Annotated in this window: 25 protein-coding genes, 1 tRNA gene and 1 other annotated feature; of the genes, 4 read left to right on the top strand and 22 right to left on the bottom strand. The window is 36.7% G+C overall.

Translation table 11 applies throughout. The features are described 5' to 3' along the window. Window positions 1-32: 32 nt before the first annotated feature. From recN to ADU73_RS08765, 17 genes are all read right to left on the bottom strand, one after another. On the bottom strand, window positions 33-1721 hold the full coding sequence (recN, locus tag ADU73_RS08845; protein WP_062913402.1) for a DNA repair protein RecN: 1689 nt from the start codon (window positions 1719-1721) through the stop codon (window positions 33-35). A 34-nt stretch (window positions 1722-1755) separates the two neighbouring features. Further along, window positions 1756-2211 (bottom strand): arginine repressor, encoded by a 456-nt coding sequence (locus ADU73_RS08840; protein WP_046872146.1) that lies wholly within the window; start codon window positions 2209-2211, stop codon window positions 1756-1758. 16 nt (window positions 2212-2227) lie between these two features. After that, entirely contained in the window at window positions 2228-3055 is an 828-nt protein-coding gene (locus ADU73_RS08835) for a TlyA family RNA methyltransferase (RefSeq protein WP_056986361.1), read from the bottom strand. Next, on the bottom strand, window positions 3052-3954 hold the full coding sequence (locus ADU73_RS08830) for a polyprenyl synthetase family protein (RefSeq protein WP_046872144.1): 903 nt from the start codon (window positions 3952-3954) through the stop codon (window positions 3052-3054). The genes ADU73_RS08835 and ADU73_RS08830 overlap by 4 nt, the downstream gene beginning before the upstream one ends. After that, the gene (locus ADU73_RS08825) at window positions 3947-4213 is read right to left on the bottom strand and encodes an exodeoxyribonuclease VII small subunit (protein ID WP_046872143.1); all 267 of its coding nucleotides are present in this window, start codon (window positions 4211-4213) and stop codon (window positions 3947-3949) included. Before ADU73_RS08825 ends, ADU73_RS08830 begins: the two co-directional genes overlap by 8 nt. Then, window positions 4206-5558 carry an exodeoxyribonuclease VII large subunit gene (gene xseA, locus ADU73_RS08820; RefSeq protein WP_046872142.1) on the bottom strand — a complete coding sequence of 451 codons (1353 nt, stop codon included), beginning with the start codon at window positions 5556-5558 and terminating at the stop codon, window positions 4206-4208. The genes ADU73_RS08825 and xseA overlap by 8 nt, the downstream gene beginning before the upstream one ends. Then, window positions 5551-6414, bottom strand: coding sequence for a bifunctional methylenetetrahydrofolate dehydrogenase/methenyltetrahydrofolate cyclohydrolase FolD (gene folD / locus ADU73_RS08815; protein WP_046872141.1), 864 nt, complete (start codon window positions 6412-6414; stop codon window positions 5551-5553). The genes xseA and folD overlap by 8 nt, the downstream gene beginning before the upstream one ends. A gap of 96 nt (window positions 6415-6510) precedes the next feature. Then, on the bottom strand, window positions 6511-6915 hold the full coding sequence (gene nusB, locus ADU73_RS08810) for a transcription antitermination factor NusB (protein ID WP_046872107.1): 405 nt from the start codon (window positions 6913-6915) through the stop codon (window positions 6511-6513). Beyond that, on the bottom strand, window positions 6912-7343 hold the full coding sequence (locus ADU73_RS08805) for an Asp23/Gls24 family envelope stress response protein (RefSeq protein ID WP_046872106.1): 432 nt from the start codon (window positions 7341-7343) through the stop codon (window positions 6912-6914). Before ADU73_RS08805 ends, nusB begins: the two co-directional genes overlap by 4 nt. A gap of 19 nt (window positions 7344-7362) precedes the next feature. Continuing rightward, complete coding sequence (gene efp / locus ADU73_RS08800; protein ID WP_062913401.1) at window positions 7363-7920, bottom strand: elongation factor P; 558 nt, start codon at window positions 7918-7920, stop codon at window positions 7363-7365. Window positions 7921-8070: 150 nt separating this feature from the next. Next, the gene (gene rpmA, locus ADU73_RS08795) at window positions 8071-8358 is read right to left on the bottom strand and encodes a 50S ribosomal protein L27 (RefSeq protein WP_046872104.1); all 288 of its coding nucleotides are present in this window, start codon (window positions 8356-8358) and stop codon (window positions 8071-8073) included. A 20-nt stretch (window positions 8359-8378) separates the two neighbouring features. Beyond that, window positions 8379-8717, bottom strand: coding sequence for a ribosomal-processing cysteine protease Prp (locus ADU73_RS08790; RefSeq protein ID WP_046872103.1), 339 nt, complete (start codon window positions 8715-8717; stop codon window positions 8379-8381). A gap of 15 nt (window positions 8718-8732) precedes the next feature. Then, entirely contained in the window at window positions 8733-9041 is a 309-nt protein-coding gene (gene rplU, locus ADU73_RS08785) for a 50S ribosomal protein L21 (protein WP_062913400.1), read from the bottom strand. Window positions 9042-9054: 13 nt separating this feature from the next. Beyond that, window positions 9055-9129, bottom strand: a sequence feature (ribosomal protein L21 leader region). 59 nt (window positions 9130-9188) lie between these two features. Continuing rightward, a complete protein-coding gene (locus ADU73_RS08780) occupies window positions 9189-9815 on the bottom strand; it encodes a TetR/AcrR family transcriptional regulator (RefSeq protein ID WP_062904205.1) in 627 nt (208 codons plus the stop codon). A gap of 125 nt (window positions 9816-9940) precedes the next feature. Continuing rightward, a complete protein-coding gene (locus tag ADU73_RS08775) occupies window positions 9941-10402 on the bottom strand; it encodes a GNAT family N-acetyltransferase (protein WP_046872100.1) in 462 nt (153 codons plus the stop codon). An 18-nt stretch (window positions 10403-10420) separates the two neighbouring features. After that, entirely contained in the window at window positions 10421-11974 is a 1554-nt protein-coding gene (locus ADU73_RS08770) for a ClC family H(+)/Cl(-) exchange transporter (RefSeq protein ID WP_046872099.1), read from the bottom strand. A 185-nt stretch (window positions 11975-12159) separates the two neighbouring features. Continuing rightward, the gene (locus tag ADU73_RS08765) at window positions 12160-12672 is read right to left on the bottom strand and encodes a hypothetical protein (RefSeq protein WP_046872108.1); all 513 of its coding nucleotides are present in this window, start codon (window positions 12670-12672) and stop codon (window positions 12160-12162) included. A 248-nt stretch (window positions 12673-12920) separates the two neighbouring features. Here ADU73_RS08765 and ADU73_RS08760 point away from each other — a divergent pair, with 248 nt between their 5' ends. The 4 genes from ADU73_RS08760 to ADU73_RS10680 all read left to right on the top strand — a co-directional run bounded on the left by ADU73_RS08760 (window position 12921) and on the right by ADU73_RS10680 (window position 16984). After that, window positions 12921-14297: an ISLre2 family transposase gene (locus tag ADU73_RS08760; protein WP_056986623.1), complete on the top strand. Its 1377-nt coding sequence runs from the start codon at window positions 12921-12923 to the stop codon at window positions 14295-14297. A 373-nt stretch (window positions 14298-14670) separates the two neighbouring features. Continuing rightward, the gene (locus ADU73_RS08755; protein ID WP_046872291.1) at window positions 14671-16038 is read left to right on the top strand and encodes an ISLre2 family transposase; all 1368 of its coding nucleotides are present in this window, start codon (window positions 14671-14673) and stop codon (window positions 16036-16038) included. 110 nt (window positions 16039-16148) lie between these two features. Continuing rightward, a tRNA-Arg gene (locus tag ADU73_RS08750) sits at window positions 16149-16222 on the top strand. 627 nt (window positions 16223-16849) lie between these two features. Then, a complete protein-coding gene (locus tag ADU73_RS10680) occupies window positions 16850-16984 on the top strand; it encodes a hypothetical protein (protein WP_257722205.1) in 135 nt (44 codons plus the stop codon). A 153-nt stretch (window positions 16985-17137) separates the two neighbouring features. Here the strand turns inward: ADU73_RS10680 and ADU73_RS08745 are convergent, their stop codons facing one another. From ADU73_RS08745 to glnA, 5 genes are all read right to left on the bottom strand, one after another. After that, on the bottom strand, window positions 17138-17680 hold the full coding sequence (locus ADU73_RS08745; RefSeq protein ID WP_331244673.1) for a dUTP diphosphatase: 543 nt from the start codon (window positions 17678-17680) through the stop codon (window positions 17138-17140). A gap of 14 nt (window positions 17681-17694) precedes the next feature. Further along, window positions 17695-17913: a hypothetical protein gene (locus ADU73_RS08740; RefSeq protein ID WP_145930499.1), complete on the bottom strand. Its 219-nt coding sequence runs from the start codon at window positions 17911-17913 to the stop codon at window positions 17695-17697. 32 nt (window positions 17914-17945) lie between these two features. Beyond that, a complete protein-coding gene (locus ADU73_RS08735; protein ID WP_062913398.1) occupies window positions 17946-18641 on the bottom strand; it encodes a hypothetical protein in 696 nt (231 codons plus the stop codon). Continuing rightward, on the bottom strand, window positions 18634-19512 hold the full coding sequence (locus ADU73_RS08730) for a hypothetical protein (RefSeq protein WP_046871657.1): 879 nt from the start codon (window positions 19510-19512) through the stop codon (window positions 18634-18636). Before ADU73_RS08730 ends, ADU73_RS08735 begins: the two co-directional genes overlap by 8 nt. Before the next feature lie 256 nt (window positions 19513-19768). After that, window positions 19769-21112 (bottom strand): type I glutamate--ammonia ligase, encoded by a 1344-nt coding sequence (glnA, locus tag ADU73_RS08725; RefSeq protein WP_046871656.1) that lies wholly within the window; start codon window positions 21110-21112, stop codon window positions 19769-19771. Between the last annotated feature and the right edge of the window lie 35 nt (window positions 21113-21147).

Genomic DNA, 21147 nt, shown 5'->3' with positions numbered 1-21147 from the left:
ACAAGAAAATAATCTGGCCTACAAAAAAACTCCTAAGAACGATGTGCCATCTTAAGGAGTTCTTTCGCATGTTGAATACTCAATTTGGTAACGGTACTTCCAGCAAGCATTCTGGCCAGTTCCTGTACCCGACCATCTTTATTTAAATAAGTTAATTTAGTTTCTGTCCGTCCATCTTTAACTACCTTAGCCACAAAAAATTGATGATCTGCTTCGGCGGCAACCTGCGGTAAATGCGTAATACATAGTACCTGAGAATAACTGGCAATTAATTTGATCTTTTCAGCAATTGCCTGAGCAACACGGCCACTAACTCCCGTATCCACCTCATCAAATATAATACTAGTTACACCCTGCGACTCCGCAAAAATTGTTTTTAATGCTAACATAATCCGAGAAAGTTCCCCACCGGACGCAATCCGCGTAAGTGAACTCATTTTTTCACCGGGATTGGTTCGCAAATAAAACTCCACTGAATCGACACCTGTTGATTTAAATTTTACGGGCTGCGATGTATCAAAGTGAACTTCAAACTCTGTTTTATCCATATACAACTGTTTTAGTTGTGCATGAACATCTTTTTTTAACTGTTTGGCTGCCTTTTGACGTGCCAAAGTTAATTGCTTGGCAAGCTTATCCAACTTAGTTTTCAAATCACCAAGTTGGGTTCCCATTTGTCCTTCGTCTGATTCTAAATCGATCATATTATGTAATTCTGTCGAAACTTTATCATCATAACTCAAAATTTGTTCAAAGGTATCACCGTATTTTCGTTTTAATTGATAAATTTCCTCTAAACGTTTTTCAATTTGATCTAGTCTGCCTTCATCCCACTCCATACCGTCTAATTCACTACTAATTTCACTGGCAGCATCTTGCAGTTGATAATAAGCTGAAGAAATCGTTTCTGAAATTGATTTATAATTGTCATCTAACTCCTCAATCTCGCGTAGACCATTCATTGCCTCGCCCGTACTATCAATTGCCCCAGAAGTCTCATCACTGCTCTCTAAAACAGTCTGAGCCGCTTGAAGAGTGGTGCTAATTTTTTGGAAATTTTCTAAATGTTCTTTTTCGGAATTTAACTGTTCTTCTTCTCCAGCTTGAAGATTAGCGTCTTCTATTTCCTTAACCTGAAACTTAAGCATATCCACTCGTTGAACCCACTCTTTTTCATGAGCTTTTTTTTGGTCGAATTTCTTTTTTAGAGTTTGATAACGTTCAAAATAAGTTTGATAACGTTTTAACAGAGGCTGAACTTCAACACGCGCATATTCATCAAGCATTCCCAAATGTTTATCTGCTTGCATTAATTCTTGATGCTCATTTTGCCCATGAATATCGATCAAAGTTTCACCAATTTGTTTTAAAATTGTGGTATTTACTAATGATCCATTAATTCGGCAAACGTTTCGGCCACTCGCTTGAATCTCGCGTTGCAAAATGAGGGTTGGATCGGCATGATCAATTCCATATTGATCTAATAATTCTAGTGTTTCGCTATTTTTGCTTAAACTAAACATCCCTTGTAAAACAGTTTTTTTAGCTCCTTTGCGAATAAAATCAGTAGACCCTCTTCCACCGGCCAATAAACCAACAGCATCAATGATAATCGATTTTCCAGCACCCGTTTCACCAGTTAAAACCGTCATCCCTGAATTAAATTCAATGTTTAGTTTCTCAATAATAGCAAAATTTCGAATTACCAATTCTTGTAACATTTTTTCACCTCATTAAATTGTTCATATCAAATACCTATTCTGCGCGCATATCCGTAATCAATTGCTTAATATTTGTCACACCCTCAGCACTTTTAGTAACAATTAATACCGAACCGTCATCACTGATTGCGCCCAAGATATCGTCACTATTTAGCTGATTTAATAAACTGGCAATTACTGGCCCACTTCCTGGTTGCAATTCCAAGAAAATAAACGTTGCATTGCTAGTCATTTTCTTAACTGATTCCTTAAGTGTCCGCGCTAATCGCAATTTGATGTTCTCATCTTTTTTTGGTGGTAATGCATAATGATAGCCGCCATTTTTTGAAGGTAGTTTGATTAATTGCATATCTCGAATATCACGAGAAACGGTTGCTTGCGTTACTTGGATACCGTTTTTATGTAAACACGTAACCAAGTCTTCTTGCGTTTGCACATCATTTTTGGTTAAAAGCTCCCGAATCTGTTGCTGTCGTTCACTTTTCTTCATGCTGATCGACCCCTTGCTAATTCTCTTTTGACTGATTTAATTGTGCATAAGCGGCTTCTAAAGTTTTCGTGATTGAAACCGATTCTTCAATCTTAGCTGGTTCATCAGTGGAAACGATGTGCATCAAAAATTCAATGTTTCCTTCGCCACCTTTAATCGGTGAAAAATCTAAGCCTACCACATTATACCCATTTTCAACTGCCATATTAAGCGTATTTTTCAAAACTTCTTCATGGACTTTAGGATCACGAATAATGCCATGCTTTCCAACTTTATCTTTACCGGCTTCAAACTGGGGCTTTATCAAAGCAACCACGCTGCCATTTGGTTTAATAATTTGTTTAAGAGCAGGTAAAATTAATTTTAACGAGATAAAAGAAACATCAATTGAAGCAAATTCAGGTTGGCCGTGTGTGAAATCAGCCAACTTAGCGTAGCGGAAATTAGTATTTTCCATCACCACAACTCGTGGATCTTCACGTAACTTCCAAACTAACTGATTTGTTCCAACGTCCAGCGCATAGCTCATTTTAGCCCCATTTTGAAGCATAACGTCTGTAAAACCCCCTGTGGAGGAACCAATATCTAGGACAGTCTTCCCTTGGACACTAATTTTAAAAACCTTTAAGGCTTTTTCAAGCTTCAGACCACCACGACTGACGTAAGGCATTGGTTTCCCTTTAAAATGGAGCTCAGTATCCACTGAAATTTTACTTCCAGGCTTATCTAAACGTTCCTCATTTTCACCTAGAATTTCACCAGCCATAACAGCTCGCTTAGCTTTTTCGCGCGTATCAAACAACCCTTGTGACACTAATAAAACATCTACCCGTTCTTTTTTCATTTTTCTTCCTCATCTAACTGAAAATAATTCAAAAAACCTTGCAATAATTCCGTTGAAACGTGATTTTTTTCAAGTTTTGAAAGTGCTTGGTGACAATACTGGACACATTTTTTTAAATCAAGAATTGTTTGTGGTACCCCCCTCAGGCCAGGATAAGTATTTTTATGTTCGTTAGCATCTTTACGAACCGCTTTTCCAAGTGCCTGCTGTGTCCCTACGACATCCTCTAAATCATCATAAATTTGGAAAGCCAGTCCAAAGCTTTCAGCAAACTGAATTAAAAGCTTTTGATTATCGACTTCAGGATTCACAATATCATTTGTAGCCAATGCTGTATATTTAATCAAGGCACCCGTTTTTTGGCGATGTAACTGTTTTAACTGCTTAAACGTCAACTGTTTATTTTCACCCAAAATATCGCTGACCTGACCAGCAACCATTCCAGCTGCTCCAGCAGCCTGTGCCAAATCTCTTGTTAGTTTGACCGTCGTATTCGTATTTAAACCGGCTGTGGCTAACCATTCAAAAGACAAAGTTAATAACCCGTCTCCAGCTAAAATCGCCACAGCTTCACCATATTTTTTGTGATTTGTTGGTATCCCTCGTCGCAAATCATCGTCATCCATCGCGGGTAAATCATCGTGAATTAACGAATAGGTGTGCAATAATTCTAAAGACGCTGCAACTTTCAATGTGCTTTCATTAATAGAACCACCAAAGGTTTTTACCATCGCTAATAACAGTAACGGTCTCAGCCTTTTCCCTCCGGCTAAAACAGAGTATTGCATTGCCGAACTTAATTGTTCATTCGCAATATCTTCGGGTAGATGACGTTTTAAATAATCATTCAATAAAACAGTATTTTCTTGAATAAAAGTTTTGGTTATTGTATCACTCATTAGTTTTATCGGCCTCTGTTTTGGGAGCTGGTGTTTCAAATGGTACTTCTTGCCCATCTTCACTCATCATTTTGGTCAACGTCTTTTCTGCATTTTGTAAAGTATCCTGCAAATCCTTGCTGAGCGTCACACCGTGTTTAAATTCATTTAATGCTTTTTCCAACGGAACATCACCTTTTTCCAAATTAGTGACAATTTCATCAAGTGATTTCAAATTCTCTTCAAAAGTTGGTTTTTCAGCCGTTTGTTTTTCAGTCATTTTTTAATCCTCCATCTTTTATATCAGTTATTTTTGCCTGAGCGGTTCCATCGCTCAAATGTAACTCAATTTCTGTATCAATTTGTAATTCTGAAACTTGTTTAACCACGCGATCCTGTTTCGTTACATAACTGTAGCCACGGCCCATAATTTTTAAAGGACTTAAGTAATCCAATGAAGTAATTGAATGCTGTAACTGGGTCGATTTAGTGGTGAAAACGGCCTGAATAGCTCTGCTTAATCTTGTTTGTAAATTAAGAACTACTTGCTCATTTTGTTTAATTCGATTTAGTGGGGTATTTAAATACAATCGTTGATTAATTTTTGTCCACTGATTCTCATAGTGATTCAAAGCCGCTACCATATTTTGTTTCAAACTGTCATTTAAGTAATCAACATTTTGAACATACCCCTCATACAAACGTCGTGGGTCTTGAAAAACATATGACTGACTCAAACGATTTAAGCTTTGGCGCTCTTTTTTTAACTGATTCATAAACGCGTTGAAAATTCGTGTCCGTCGCTGAGCTAAATTCAAAATTTCCTCACTCAAAACAGGCGTAGCAAGTTCCGCCGCTGCAGTCGGTGTCGCTGCTCGAACATCCGCTACTAGATCTGCAATCGTTGTGTCAGTTTCATGGCCAACGGATGAAATAATTGGAATCTGGCTTTCGAAAATTGCTCGTGCAACTATTTCCTCATTGAATGGCCACAAATCTTCAATTGAACCCCCACCGCGTCCAATGATAAGAGTATCGAAGTTGCCAAGTTGATTCACTTGCTGAATTCGCGCAGCAATTTCTTTAGCTGCTTCTGTACCCTGAACTTGTGCAGGAAATAAGACAAGTTGAGCAATCGGAAACCGCCGCCGTGTTGTTGTGATAATATCCCGAATTACAGCTCCAGAAGGACTTGTTACCACGGCAATTCGCTTGGGAAACCTAACTAATGGCTGTTTTGGTGCTGTAAACAAACCTTCAGCACTAAGCTTCTTTTTTAGCTGTTCATAAGCTTGATATAAGGCCCCAACACCGTCAGGCTCCATACTATCAATATAAATTTGATAACTACCGGTTGGTTCATAAACCGAAATCCGACCCGTAACCAACACTTTCATTCCAGTTTCAGGTGTAAACTTCACCTTTTCAAAGGCTGACTTAAACATAATGGCACTGATCTTAGCTTGATCATCCTTTAAACTAAAATATTGATGCGCATGCGGTCGAATTCGTAAGTTGGAGATTTCTCCTACCAGGTAAATACGACCTAAATATGGATCCACATCAAATTTACGTTTGATATACTTTGTAAGAGCCGTTACCGTTAAATAATTTTCTTTATCCATCTTGCTCACTACTCCATTTAGTTAACGAAACTGTTTGCGCCATTAACATGGTAATCGTCATTGGTCCCACACCACGAGGAACCGGTGTTATGTAGGCAGCTTTTTTCTCAACTTCTTTAAAATCAACATCTCCAACTAACTTATGCTGAACATCTCGATCCATTCCGACATCAATAACTACAGCACCTGGTTTAACATCATCCGCTTTTATAAAATGGGCAATTCCGACTGCAACCACCAAAATGTCTGCTTTGCGAGTTAATTCAGAAAGATTGGTCGTATGACTATGTGCAACTGTTACTGTTGCATTTGCGTTAACCAAAAGAGCTGCCATTGGCTTTCCAACAATTGCACTTCTTCCAATTACCACTGCTCTTTTACCATCCAAAGGAATATTATAAGCCTTGAAAAATTCCATAATTCCTGAGGGTGTGCATGCAACCGGAGTTTGATTTGCTTGATTCAAAATTAATTTTCCTAAATTCAGTGGATGAAACCCATCTGCATCCTTTTGTGGTGAAATTGCCATTGTAACGTGAAAATCATTTATATGGGCCGGCAAAGGTAGTTGCACCAAAATGGCATTAATCGTAGGATCCGTATTGTATTTTTGGACAATTTGAATCAATTCCGTTTCAGTAATCGTTTCTGGTAAATTTCTAATAACCGAATGGAAGCCCATTTTTTTAGCGCGCCGTTCTTTATTACGGACATAAAGTTGACTAGCCTCATCGTGACCAACTAAAATGACAACTAATCCAGGAGTGATCCCACGATCAGAAAGCTTTTGAACTTCCAACATTGTATTTTTATCAATTTCAGCTGCAAGCGCTTTTCCATCTAATATTGTTGCCATAATATGACCTCGTTTTCGTTTATTCTTACCTACCTAGTTTAGCATAATAGAAAATACGAAAAAACCAGAAAAAACAATTTGTTTTTTCTGGTTTTATTAATCTAGTTTGTTTGAAAGAACACCATTAATAAAATTCTTATCAGTATCGTCAGCATACTTTTTAGCTAACTCCAAAGCTTCATTAACGGCTACCTTTCCAGGAATCTCTTCTACATAATTGATTTCAAAAAAAGCAATTTGTAAAATGAGATGATCCGTACGTGCCAACCGTTCAATTGACCACGTTTTCTTTAAATATTTACTGATTTCTTCATCAAGCTCAGATTGATGTTCCAAAACGCCATCAACTAACTGAACCAAATATGCTGGAGGCTCATCTTGATCATGATAGCCATCCAAAACTTGTCGATAAAGTTCTTCATGCGAAGCGTCAGAGTTACTACCTAGCGCAAATAGAACTTGAAAAGCAGCTTCTCGAATTTGATGTCGATTTAAACTCACTTTTTGTCACCATCATTTTCCGCAAAAATATCATCAGGATCAACGGTTGAAGTTGTTTTGGCCGGAATAATCCCTTCTACATGAATGTTTACTTCTGTGACCTCAAGTTCCGTCATGAACAATAACTGCTGATTAACTTTACTTTGAATTTTTTTAGCAACATCTGGCACTGAAGTACCGTAGTCTAAGTAAACATAAACATCAACCCGAAGTTTACCTTCACTTGATCCGAGTTTTACACCCTGTGCCTTTGTATTTCGTGTCAAAAAGGAAGTTACGCTTTCACTCAAACCACTACTACTTAAATGCACACCGTCAACTTCACCCACGGCAATTCCAGCAATAATTGACACAACTTCTGGCGCAATCTTTATCTCACCCAGAGTTGGTTTATGCTCTGCCAGTGCTAAATATTTATCTTCTGCCATTCTACAAACCTCCTACCAATTATGCCCGTGAAACGTAAGTCCCATCAGTTGTATTAATAATTAATACATCATCCTGGTTGACAAAAAACGGTACTTGGACAGTTAATCCGGTTTCCAAAGTTGCTGATTTTGAACCACCAGTTGCTGTATCGCCTCGGATACCAGGCTCTGTTTCAGTAACTTTCAAATTAACTGTATTAGGTAAGTCAACACCAAGAGTTTCTTCACCAAACATAATAACACTGACTTCCATATTCTCAACAAGATAATTTTTTTCTTCAGTTAATTTTTCACTAAGAATTTCCAATTGTTCATAGGTAACGTTATCCATAAACACATAGTTATCACCATCATTATACAAATATTGCATTTTCTTTGTATCAATAATAGCTTGTTCCATCTTTTCGCCAGCTCTAAATGTTTTTTCTTGAGCCGCGTCAGTTCGTAAATTTTTTAACTTGGTTCGGACAAAGGCACTGCCCTTTCCAGGTTTTACATGTTGAAATTCAACAATTCGCCAAATTCCGCCGTCTACTTGAATCGTTAGACCATTTTTAAAATCTGAAGTCGAAATCATATTTTTTACCTCCAAAATTCATTTTACACCTAACTATAGCAATATCAGTAACCCAAAAGCAAGTTAAGTTAAACTTAGTCTGTCATAAATATAAATATTTTTGACAAAAAAAGAACCAGAACTCAGTCGTTCTGATTCTTTGCATTAAAACTATTCTGCATCTGCAGCAGGATAAACAGAAACCTGACGTTTGTCACGTCCCTTACGTTCAAAACGTACAACACCGTCAGTTAATGCAAATAATGTATCATCATTTCCACGACCAACGTTTGCTCCAGGGTAAATATGTGTTCCACGTTGACGATAGATAATCATACCGCCTTTAACGGGTTGACCATCAGCACGTTTTGTACCTAAACGACGACCTGCTGAATCACGACCATTAGAGGTGGAACCACCACCCTTATGATGACTAAAGAATTGTAAATTCATTAACATAGCTTTACACCTCCGAATATTTATTCTTGAATATTCACTTTTATAAATTGCGAATAATTATTTGCGACATCATTCATACCAATCACAAAACTTCTCAAAATTGCTTGCATCTGTAAAAGCTGATCTCGACTATGGTCTGACGAAAACTTAGCAGTTAATAAACCACCATTTTCAGAATCCTCACTCGTTTCAGGTTTTACACCAACAATCTGCTCAACACTATTAATTGTATTAATTGCTAGTACTGAAGCAGCCGCACAAACGATGTCCTGTCCATATGGGCCAGAATCAGCGTGCCCAATCATTTTAAATTGTTCAACGCCCGTTTTGCTGTTCAACTTAATTGTTACTTTGATCATCGGTAATCACCAAAATTAAGCATTAATTGCATCAATCATAACTTTTGTATATGGTTGACGATGGCCCTTCTTGGTATGTTGATTTTTCTTAGCTTTGTACTTGAAAGTTGTTACTTTCTTTTCTTTGCCTTGCTTTTCAACAGTTCCATTAACAGTTGCGCCATCAACGATTGGTGAGCCAATCGTTGTTGATTCGCCACCAACGAATAAGACTTGGTCAAATGTAACCTTGTCGCCCTCGTTAACATTGAGTTTCTCAACAAAAATAGATTGACCCTTTTCAACCTTAAGTTGTTTACCACCAGTTTCAATAATTGCGTACACAGTGTGCACCTCCTCATTTTCTAATACTCGCCAGCTTTAAGTGCCTAATTTAGAACTTAAAACTCAAGCCGAGCGGTTGTAGCTGTGGAAGCCACAAATACAACATTATAATAATATCAAAAAAAGCCAATAAAATCAACTCATACCTTAAATAACAAAGAAATCACTGACATCAACTTTTTCTGAATCTTTTTGATGTAACAATTCATAGGCTTTCGTGCTTATAAAATGAGGGGTATAAATCATCCCCTGAGCCAACCAGTCTTGAATCATGCCTAACAATCCAGAGATAATAAATTCATTTTTCAAACTACTCGGAATTCCCTGTGTACTAGATTTTAGATCTAGTTTGGTCGAAAACAACCGTAAATAGTAAAAAAATTCCGACTTGATTTCATCGTTAAACCTATTTTCACCTGTCAATCCAAACAAGACCATAAAGGTTTGATACTCAGTTGCAATATATTTAAATCCCGCTTCTAGCGAAAAAACCTGAACTTGATGTTCGGAAATTTGAACTTTCTGTTCCAAAAATGGTTTTGCATCAACTAAAGAACTTCGAAAAAAATCTTTGACAAAATCATGAACTACTTTTTTCACAAAATCATGTTTATCAGTGTAATGAAGATAAAAGGTTCCTCGTGTGACCTTAGCCGCTTTCGTGATGCACTGTATGTTGAGACTCTCCACACTTTGTTTAGCCAGTAAGGATATAAGGGCCGTTTTTAACTGCCTTTTTGTTTTGATAACTCTTGGGTCTGATTTATTTTTCATGGAAAACCTCCACAAGCTCTAACGCTTTACAGCCACTCATTTTACGGCACCTTTTATCGAAAAACAAAGAATTAGATTTATTGCTAATATTCAAAATATTATTTAAATTAACTTCATTTTCGATGTTAGTCATTGTCGATTACTCGCCGTAATAAAATCATATCCCGAAGCCTCAACCCATTCTCAATTATCGGTTTCGCATAGTTATCACTAAAAAAATTGGTACGAATTTCAAAACATCGAAAACCCATTTTTTGATAAAGATAAAGTTGCTCAAAGCTCGTACTACCCGTACCCACGACCATTTCAGTAAATCCACTTTGTCTTGCAAAGTGAAGCACATACTTGATTAAGGTTTGTGCTAGTCCTCTATGCTGATACTTAGAATTAATTGCAATATTTTTCAGTTCAATCCTTTTGGAATTAATTGGTGTTAAAACTACAACTCCCACTAAAGATTCACCATCAGTCATCTGAAAACCTCGGCTTTTTTGTAGATAAGTTTCTACCATTGAAATCTGCGGATCAGCAGATAGTAATAATGTGTAATGCTCAGACGTATATTTTAATATTCGCTTTATTTCCATAATTTTTTCCTCTAAAACTTATCCATTTTCCGTCAATAGTTGTGTCAATGCGATCAATTTGGTCCTGATTTTGCCACTATTATCACTGAAAACTGTAAAAATTAGCAAATCTCCTGCAATAATTAACGTATCTCCACTTGGCACAATTTCATGACTACCACGTCGAATTGTGGCCAGAATGCTATCCTTAGGCCACTCAATACGCCGAACCTGCTGATCTTCAACCAAACTTTGAGCATAAACGGGAATCTGAATTTGTTCGTTACGTCCCTTAAAAATTGGTAATTGTTTAAACGTCGCTAAACGCTCGGCCAGTGATTCATAGATTGGCGCCCCATTTGTTAAATCAACAACCAAGTAAGCAACTAGCACAACGAAGGCTAACGGCATGAAGTTTCGCATACTTCCCACCAATTCAGTAATTAGCATAATTGCGGTAAATGGTGCTTTACTAATCCCAGCAAAATACGCGGCCATGCTAAAAATAATCAAATTATTAACAAAACTAAAATCAAGCAGGTGAGCACTATAAAGTACGTTTCCAACAATTGCTCCAATCAAAGCCCCAACTGCTAAAATCGGCATGAAAAAGCCACCCGCAACACCAGCACCGTAAGAAATCATTGCGAAGACAAAACGAACAACTAACAAAATCAATAAAAAGGTTAAACTTGGCATTACATGAGAAATATTTAAAATCACACGACTACCGCTTCCCAATGTGACTGGTAAAAATAGTCCAATTGGAATAACCAATAACATAGGAATCAAGCTTTTATAATACCAAGGAATTGTTTTAATTTTGTCAAACATCCCTGGCACTTTTAATAACCCCATCTGGTATAGGCGACTTGCTAATCCCAGAATAATTCCCAAAAGCAATAGTTGCCAATAATGACCAAGTGGAAAAATGTGATTATAACTAATTGGTAACACCGGTCCCAGCCCGAAAACATACAACGAAATAAAATTGGCACTTAACGCACTGGTTAAGGATGTAATCCAAACTAATGGTGAAAAATTATGATAAATTTCTTCCATTACAAAAAAAGTTCCAGCCAACGGCGCATTAAAAGCAGCTGCTAATCCAGCCGCAGCTCCATTAGCAATTAAAATCCGTCTTTGCGAAGCCGAATAATGTCTAGTTTCAGCTAATCCTTGACCAACCGCTGCTCCCAACTGAACAGAGGGTCCTTCACGGCCAACAAAAATACTCGTGCTCATCGTTAACACACTGGCAAAATATTTTCGCCAAATTACTGAGTGCCAGTCCATTTCCATAAATCCGGACAATTGGGCTTCTACCTGCGGAATCCCAGCACCCTTAATATTTGGATCCCCGCGCATAAGCAATCCCACTATGTAAGTCACTATAAATGCTAATATAATCAAAACTAAAATCCACCAATAATTATGAATCGCCTGTTTATAAATTTTTAGACTGAAATTACCAGCTAATTCGGCTAACCATCGAAATGAACTGACAACTAATCCCGTAATTAAGCCTACACATAAAGCTTTAAGGATAAAATTCAATCGAATATTACTAGTATGACCGTTAACAAAATGCATATTTTCTTGCTCCCTCACCTACTAATTACACGTACTTGATGCTGATACTTGTGTAATTATATATTTATAAAAAGGCCGAAAAACAACTATACCACAAACAAACCGTTAGTTGATTGGCCAATATTTAATTTTATTCTGGAGAGTAAAAAAGTCCGAGAATTCATTCTCGAACTTAAAACTTGGTTCTATTGGTTTGTCCCAACATTATTTAGCTTTTGTTGAGCCTTAGTATCCTTAATCAATTGATTATAAACTTTTTCACGGTTTGCCTTTTGTTTTGTAATCGGCTTGGCCATCAAATTTACTGCTTTGTGAAATTCAATTCCAATCGTTCCCGATAAATCATCGTCAAACCCATAATATTTTTCATAAGCTTTTTTGACTTGCCGTTTGATACTTTTGTCGTTACTAATTAAAACACCCTTTAATTGTTGTTTATCTTGTTTAGACATACCCTTACTTGCCTGTTTGTTTAATTCATCAACACTCGTATAGATTTTATCTGCTGTTTTTGGTTTTTCAGAATCAAATTTTTCCAAGGCACCTAATAATTGATTTAAGTACTTTTTGTCTGTTTGAACCTGACTGTACTTTTCTGAACTGATCACAACCGTGCCATACACTTTATTTCGGTTACAACCCGTTAGCAACAACCCTATGATGAGAAAGGGAAATAACCAGTAAATTTTCTTTTTCATGTCATCAACTTCCTTCATACTTGCTACTCTTATAATACCGAAAAATGGGTGTAAATGAAAGCATTTACGTAACTCTTTCTTTAGAATTGGCAAAGTCTCTTTAGTTTGATCATCAAAAGCAGTTAACGTTTAAAATAGTTAGTGTAAAGTTTTAGTAGGAAAGTGAAAAAAAGTCTTTTCAAAACAAGAGAAGACCGTTAATCTTCTAATTAGGTATAGCAGCCAAAAATTAGGAGGTAACGGTCTTCATGTCTCAAATATTAACAGAAATCATGACAGTTTTAAAGGATAGTAATAATTTATTTGATGCGGAACAGAATTTAATGATGCAGTGTCAGACGTTGATTGCCACTGCCTTAGGCCAGGCGTTAGAAGATCTTGATGATCTTCTAATTGGCGAAACAGAATACCAAGAAATTGTGGGCAAGCGCGAAAGAACTTTGAATTTTATGTGTGGGGCCGTGACTTTCAAACGCCGGTTAGTGAAACTAACTGATAAAAAATATGTATTTCCTTTAGATCGTTATTTGCAGTTAATTCCACGAAGTAGATTTTCACCCTTAATGGTCGAAAAGGTTGCCAAGCTAGCTTCACATAGTGTTTTACGGACAACAGCTTTGGCTGTTAACCTTTTAACCCCACTTTCTATCAGTCATCAGAAAGTTGGTCAACTTTATCAAACAGCAGGTACGCAATGTGAAAAGCAGCGTGAAGAAACCACGTTAGTAACTGTAGCAAAGAAACGTCAAGTTCCTTATTTATATCTAGAAGGTGATGCCTTTTGTGTCGCCATAAAGGCTAAACACCACCATAAGAATATCTTCGTGCACCGACTTCAATTAACGGAAGGCATTACCCAAAATGGCCAGCGCCGACAGACGCTAAACCGGCATGTGTTTACAGGATTAAACCGCCGAGTAGTTTTTAAGCAAGCACAAGATTATTTAAGTCAAAACTATGATTTACAACACACTACGGTGATCACCGGTAGCGATAATGGCAGTGGTTATGAACCATCCTGCTTTGATGAATTAGCAATTGGGGCAAAAAAACATGAACATTTTTTAGATTGTTATCACTTGAATCGAAAAATTCGTAAGCGATTAAGCATGATGCCTAAGAAACTACAAAATATGTTATTTCAGGCTGTTCATAATTGGGATAGTGACCAAATTCAGGTTATTCTTGATACTTGTGAATCAATAGCTAGCGATACAGATAGTCTTGAGTCAATTCAACTTTTACGGCGTTATTTGAAGCGTAATTGGAATTACTTAAAACCAGCTGTTGAGCGCAGCTTAACGGCTGAAAATGTGTGCTTGGGTGGTTGTGAAAGTAACCATCGTCGTTTTACGTACCGATTAAAGCATCAAGGTCGTTCTTGGAGTATACCTGGCTTAAAAGCAATGGTCAATGTGATTACGAGTGAAATTAATGGTCAACTGGAAGCGGCAATGTTAAATGTCCCCGCCGCCTCACCAATAAACGTCAAACCAGTTAACATATCTGCAAGTCATTTTCTTAAGCAACCCTTTACGCAACATCAAGGAATCAAGCATGGTAGTCTTCACCTAGATGCAGCAACCAGTAGTGCTATGGGTAATTTGGTGAAGATTATTTCGTAAAACCTGAATAATAGGTGTAGTGGAGGCGTTGATGAAAGAGTGTGTCGATGTCACTTGGCGATTTATCGCTTAGAGACATGGGAAGACTGGAGAGATCCACTTCTGGCCTGATGAGGGACAGAAGTTAGCTCGCAAGCGACCCACACGGCCCCACATCAGCGCCGGAACGGAACAAAAAGCAGGTAAAAGCTTAAATAAAATCTAATTAGAAGTACAACCTACTAAAACTTGACACATACTTTAAAATAGTTAGTGTAAGGTTTTCCTAGATGGTCAATAAAATTCTAGGAATATTCATTTTGAGTTGAATATATAGAAAAAGACCTGTAGCCTTTTAATCGACGAAGATTAAAGGAAGGGATACAGGTCTTTCATGTATATTTTAGCAGATTTTATTGAATCATTGGGAAATTTAGACAGTTTATTTGATTTAGAGGAGCAGGTAATTCTTCATCTTAGGAAGTCATTCCAGCTGGTTGTAGCTGAATATCTGAGGCAATTAGATGAAACACTCGTTCCATCAATTCCGGCAGAAAATACATTCATTAATCGACAGGCCAGAACAATTGAGTTTATGTTTGGCGCCGTGAATTTTGAAAGAAGATGTTATCTTCGACCCAATGGAAGTTATTACTTCCCGTTGGATGAACAACTTCAGTTGGAAGAAAGAAAAAGAATTTCACCTTATTTTAAAAGTGTCGTTGCCAAAATTGGGCAAACGACAACGATGAGAAATACGGCCGCAATGATCAATCTGGCAAGTCAGACGGATATTAGTGCCTGGTCAGTAGACCGAATTATCAGAGACATGGCAGATACCGTGAAGACAGAAGAAAAATCGTCCGAAGAGAAACTAGTTAAGAAACGAAAAGTTGAAAACTTAGTGGTTGAAGGCGATGCCTTTGAGATACACAAAATTAATCGACGAAGACAAGACGTCCACCATTACATTGTTTTTGAATCAGGATTAGATGGAACAAGATCAAACAAAGTTGAGTTTGTTGGTATCAATCAAAAAAAGGTTCAAAAACGAGTAACTGACTACATTGAGAAGTATTATAAAATCAGTGAAATGACCGTGTTTACAGCAAGTGATGGTGGCCCAGGGTATAACCCGAAAAGTATGCGAGAAATAGTTCCGAGTGCTCAAAGAGTTGAATTTACTATCGATCGGTATCACTTTGTCAAAAAGATTAAACAAACCTTTGGTTTATTTAATCCATTGGTTGATAAGGCCGTTAAGAGCGTTAGCCTGTATGATCAGAATCAGTTAAACGTTATTTTAGATACATTTGAGTCGCAAATTAAAACTGATAAGGAACTTGAGAGCCTAAGGGTCCTAAGACAATATTTGGCAAGAAATTGGCAGTTTATAAAGTCTCCACACGATCGTGGCTTCATGAGGGTCGGCAAATTGGGATCCGTTGAAAGCTCACACAGAGCGTACACGTATCGAATGAAAAAGCAAGGCAAAGTATGGTCCGAAAAGGGCCTTGAGGCTATGTTGAAATTAATTGAAGCTCGGGTAAACGGTAAGCTAGATAAATACTTACGTGGTGGTTTAAGAAAGTTACAAGAGCTAACGATTGAGATCGCTACGGAATCATTGAAGACGTTGAGTTCAGCTCAGCTGAGCAACAAGCACCATTCTAAGCATATTGGAGTTCTTTCAGGTAAAATACCAGTTGATGCCCCAACAAGTAGCCCTATCGGAGCAATGGCAAAAATATTTTCAAACTAATTATTGTGTATAAATATTTGGTTGATTATAAGGCACCTAGGAAAACTTGACACATACTTAAAATAAATGGTGTTGACGAACATTTTTTTTTACTTTATAATCAATAACGCGGACCGGTAGCTCAGCTGGATAGAGCATCCGCCTTCTAAGCGGACGGTCGTGGGTTCGAATCCCACCCGGTTCATATAGGTACATCGCGACTTTTTTAAATAGAAATACCGTTATACTGGTATCTCTTTTTTTTACTACTAGAAAATAACCATATTTCGCACAGATTTACAAAAATTAGGACAACCCTTTTTCAATAAGAAAAGCCTCACTAAAATTAATTAGTGAGGCTTTTACTTTCTCAAACTCTTCGGAGGGGTCCAAGAAAGATTGTCATGTATCCCTACATTGCTATTTCATAATACTCGTCTGGAATAATTTATACAAGCTATAAGTTCAATTGAATCTATTTTTCTACTAAACAGGGGTAAGTTTTATCTGCCTTAACCACCATTTGCGTCACCGCGCACATCCCAAGCAATTAATTTTACATATTCTTATTATAAATAAAAAGGAGGCTCACTGGAATTAATCGGTAAGCCTCTTACTTTCTTAAACTTCTTAGGAGGGGATTAAGAAAGACGGTTGTGCATCCCCACAACAATCCTTAATTCTACACGCCTAAATAATTTATACAAGCACAAAATTTAAAGTGATTATTTCGGTCAAAATTTTGACTATACACGATAAATGAGCATATTATTTGAAATATTCCTGTAACAAAGACATAATGAGAATGTAAAATTCAATTGGAGGCATGCATATGGGACCATTGATGATCATTCTTGTTATTTTTATTTTTGCTATTGGCGTTCAAGTAATAAATGATTGGGATTCTTTGTTTCCGCAATCAAAAACGCAGTCGAAAAATAAAGATTTAAAAAGTATTCGTAAGTAACCTGATTTTTATTTTCTTAAAATAAAAAAGGATCGAAATAAAAGCTGACAGTTCAATAATTTGTTTATAGTTACTAGTTCAACAAGGAACTAGTAACCCGTGCTAATTATTGACAACTAACCTTTATTTCGATCCTTTTTTATTCTAAAATCTTTAATAGCCTTTTTCTTGCCTTTTATAATTAATCTTGTTTTTCTCATAGAAGGCTTTTTCAATTTCTTCTGCAGTAAAACCAAAACCTGCCATTCCTAATTTTAAATATAAATGCCATGCGTGTCGATAATTATCTGGACGATTGCTCACATAACTGCTAAACAACATCGATTTAATCGCCAAATACGTTTGAGTTAAATCTAGTTTATCCGATTTATCTGCTAATTTATCAAATTGCTCTTCAGTCAAATCAACATTTTCTACCCATTGTTTTTCGCTTGCAAACAACAAGAAAAAATCAATGGCATCTACATACTCAATCAAGAGTGTTTCACGAACTGTTTTACCATCATCGTGTTTGCCTTTATGATCTTTCCAAACTTTAAACCATTCAGAAGTATTGGCCACTTCAGAAAGCTCGACATCTAATGATAATAAAGTATTTTTAATTCGTGCATCCTGACTTAATGTTAAATGCTTTTCATCCGCAATACTCCGATCTAACTGAATAGACGATTGCATCATTTTTGGAATATCGATCAATTATTTCACCCACTCTAAACCATTTTAGAACCAATTTGAAGCTCATCAATATTATCAAGGAACCATTTCTTTAAAAAGCTAAACTGATTAAAGATTTCAAATAATGAATACTGCTCTTCTGGATCATGAACTGTAATTACCCAACGTCCAGTGCCATCCTCAGTCGTTTCTTTGTATAAGCTAAAGACAATATTGTTCCCAAGCTCTAAAAATGCACCTTGAGCTGCATCCATATTTTGGAGCATCAAATTATTATCTGCAGTTGCTACAAACCAAACAGTTTATCCATAATCTGTTCCGACAGATTTGTATTAGCCAAAATATACTTTTTATCATTTGATGCATCAAGCATATTAAAGTCCACGCTAAAATCAAAATCTGAAACCAAATATTTTCCGAACTGAATGAACAAATCAACGGCATTTGTAACTTCATCTTTATCAGATTTGTCACTCCACTCTGTAATAAAAAGTTTTGTGATTGTATCTGAATTAAAATACATCGTTTTTTCTTCAAGATTTAATGAAAAGATCACCTGATGACTATTTTGTTCAACATAAAAGGCACCATCTTGATTAGCCCGTTGTTCAAAATGAAATTCCTCTTTATCATCAATATTAGGAAATGTTTGATATAAAGTATCTGCCTTCAAATTATCCTCACGTGAGTGCAAAACGGCATCCTTGTCGCTATGTAATTCAAGAAGACGACTCATAAAAATCAAATAGTAATCATTCGCATTATATTTGTGTGGATAAACGACATACTCAGTATCCATCTGAAAATCAAAAAGCGCAGTGGATGCTTCTAACAGTTCATTCGCATCTTTAGTATCGGTTAACTGATCAAATAATTTTGTAAACTCAATTCCATGCTGAAGACCAGTCTTTAAAGAATCGCTATAGGCTACCAAACGTCCATTGGTTGTTAAACTTGAAGGATTCAAAGATTCATTACTCATCAGCACTCACCTTGTCCTTTCCAATCAAATTCATCAAATAGTCTGCATACAGCTTCTTGGAATGGCTGGTAAAAGCCTCAAAACTTCCGAATGCCTGTTTAACAGCCTGTTTTTCATAACTTAAGATTGTGTCTTCTTTAGATAACGCTAAAATTTGATCTTCATTACGCTTCATCGTGTCTCGTGCGTCTGTAGCTTTTTGATCCTCGTCTGTTAATTTAGTAAGTTCGTCTTTAACAGCCTGACGCTCCTCTTTGACCTTACCGCTCTCCCAAAAAGAACTATTTGAACTAGTATCTTGAAGTTGATCACGTAGCTGAGCTTTGCGCTGATCACGCTGATCTTGATTGGCCACTAAATCTTGTAATTGTTTATTTTCTTCTGAAATTTTAGCAATGTTTTCGGTATTTAAATGCTTATTATTAGCATCTAATTCGAAGGTTCCCTGAAGTTTCTGATATTCATCTTTGTCAAACTGAAATTCAAGATTCAAAACATCTAAGAAACCAAATTCACGACGATCCCACCAGTTTCCAAACAGAATCTTAAATTCTCCTTCAGAAACTTCCCGATAATAAAAGAATGGATAGATTTTCGCCAAATAATCAATCAATTGATAACTCAAATAATGACCAATTTGACTTCGGACATCTTCGACCAAATTAAAATAACCCGATTTAATCGAATCGTTTGCGCTAGAAACCTCTGTATGATACCGCTCTGGATCCAACAATTCATAGATTAATCGATCATCTTGCTGATCAACGGCCGTCTGTAACGCATTTAAAAAAGCAATCTTCCCTGAAAGGCTTTGCTTCAACCGTGCATTTGGTTGTTCTTGAGATTCCGTAGTATTTTTTTCATCACTCATTGTATATCGCTCCTATTTTGTAAGTTCACCTTACATTATTGATTACCTCTAATGTACCAAATAATTAGCTAATCAACAAAAAATTTTTCCTATCATAATTAAAGTTTAACAGAAATCGCTTAAAATACATGCCCACTTTGGAAATTCTTTGAAATCTTTTAAATAATTTGTCCTTTTTTTTAGAAAAAAATAACCAACTAATCTATCGTGTCATAACGGTATTGATCAGTTGATCATTTTAATTTAATTTTGTGATTTAGTATTGCTCAAGGTATTGATCACGTTCCCATTGAGTAACTTGTTGACGATAAGAAGCCCATTCTAATTTCTTTGCTTCAAGGAAGCTTTGATAAATATGTGAGCCAAGCGCTTTTTCCATAACTTCATCAGTTTCAAGAGCCTTCAAAGCATTATGCAAAGTTGAAGGTAAATCAATAATATTATTATTTTTACGTTCTTTTTCATTCATTCGGTAAATATTGCGATCAATTGACTTTGGTGGATCAATTTTATTTCGAATTCCATCAAGACCTGCCTCTAAGACTGCCGCAATTGCCAAATATGGATTTGCGGAAGGATCTACACTTCGCAACTCCAAACGAGTAGAAAGTCCACGACTACTTGGAACTCGAATCAATGGTGAACGATTACTTGCAGACCAAGCTACATAAACTGGAGCTTCAAATCCAGGAACTAATCGTTTGTATGAGTTCACAAGTGGATCACAAATAGCAGTAAAGTTTCGAGCATGTTTCAACAGACCACCAAGGAACCAATATGCTTCTTGAGATAACTGTAAGTCATTGTTCTCATCGTAAAAAGCATTTCCCTTATCATGGAATAATGACATATTAAGATGCATTCCAGAACCATTAATGCCGTCCAAAGGTTTCGGCATAAATGTCGCATGCAATTTATACTTACGAGCCACTGTTTTAACAACCAATTTAAAGGTCTGAATATTATCGGCCGCTGCCAATGCATCAGCATACTTAAAATCAATTTCATGTTGTCCTGGTGCCACTTCATGATGAGAAGCCTCAACATCAAAGCCCATATTTTCAAGTTCAAGAACAATATCACGACGACAATTTTCGCCAAGATCCATTGGTGCTAAATCAAAGTAACTACCCTTATCATTTAAGTTAGTTGTTGGTTTGCCTGTTGCGGGATCTAATTTGAACAAGAAGAATTCGGGCTCTGGTCCAATGTTAAAGTCAGTAAATCCAGCTTCACGCATTTCTTTAAGCAACCTAATTAGATTATTTCGCGGATCGCCTTCAAAAGGCTTTCCATCAGGTGTATAAACTTCACAAATCACTCGAGCAATTTTTCCATGTTCATTACCCCATGGGAAAACCATCCATGTTGAAAGATCAGGATAAAGATACATATCACTTTCTTCAATGCGCACAAATCCGTCAATTGAAGATCCATCAAACATCAGCTTATTATCAAGTAATTTGTCTAACTGACTAACAGGCACTTCCACATTCTTGATTGTTCCAAATAAATCGGTGAACATTAGTCTTAAGAAACGGACATTTTCTTCTTTTGCCATCTTGTGAATCTCATCTTTGGTATATTGTCGCTTTGCCATCTGTATCGCTCCTATTCTTATTTTCGGGACTGATT

Source organism: Pediococcus damnosus (assembly GCF_001611155.1).
GTDB lineage: Bacteria > Bacillota > Bacilli > Lactobacillales > Lactobacillaceae > Pediococcus > Pediococcus damnosus.
The sequence above is the reverse complement of the archived record's forward strand: the minus strand, read 5'-3'. Positions and strand labels throughout refer to the sequence as shown.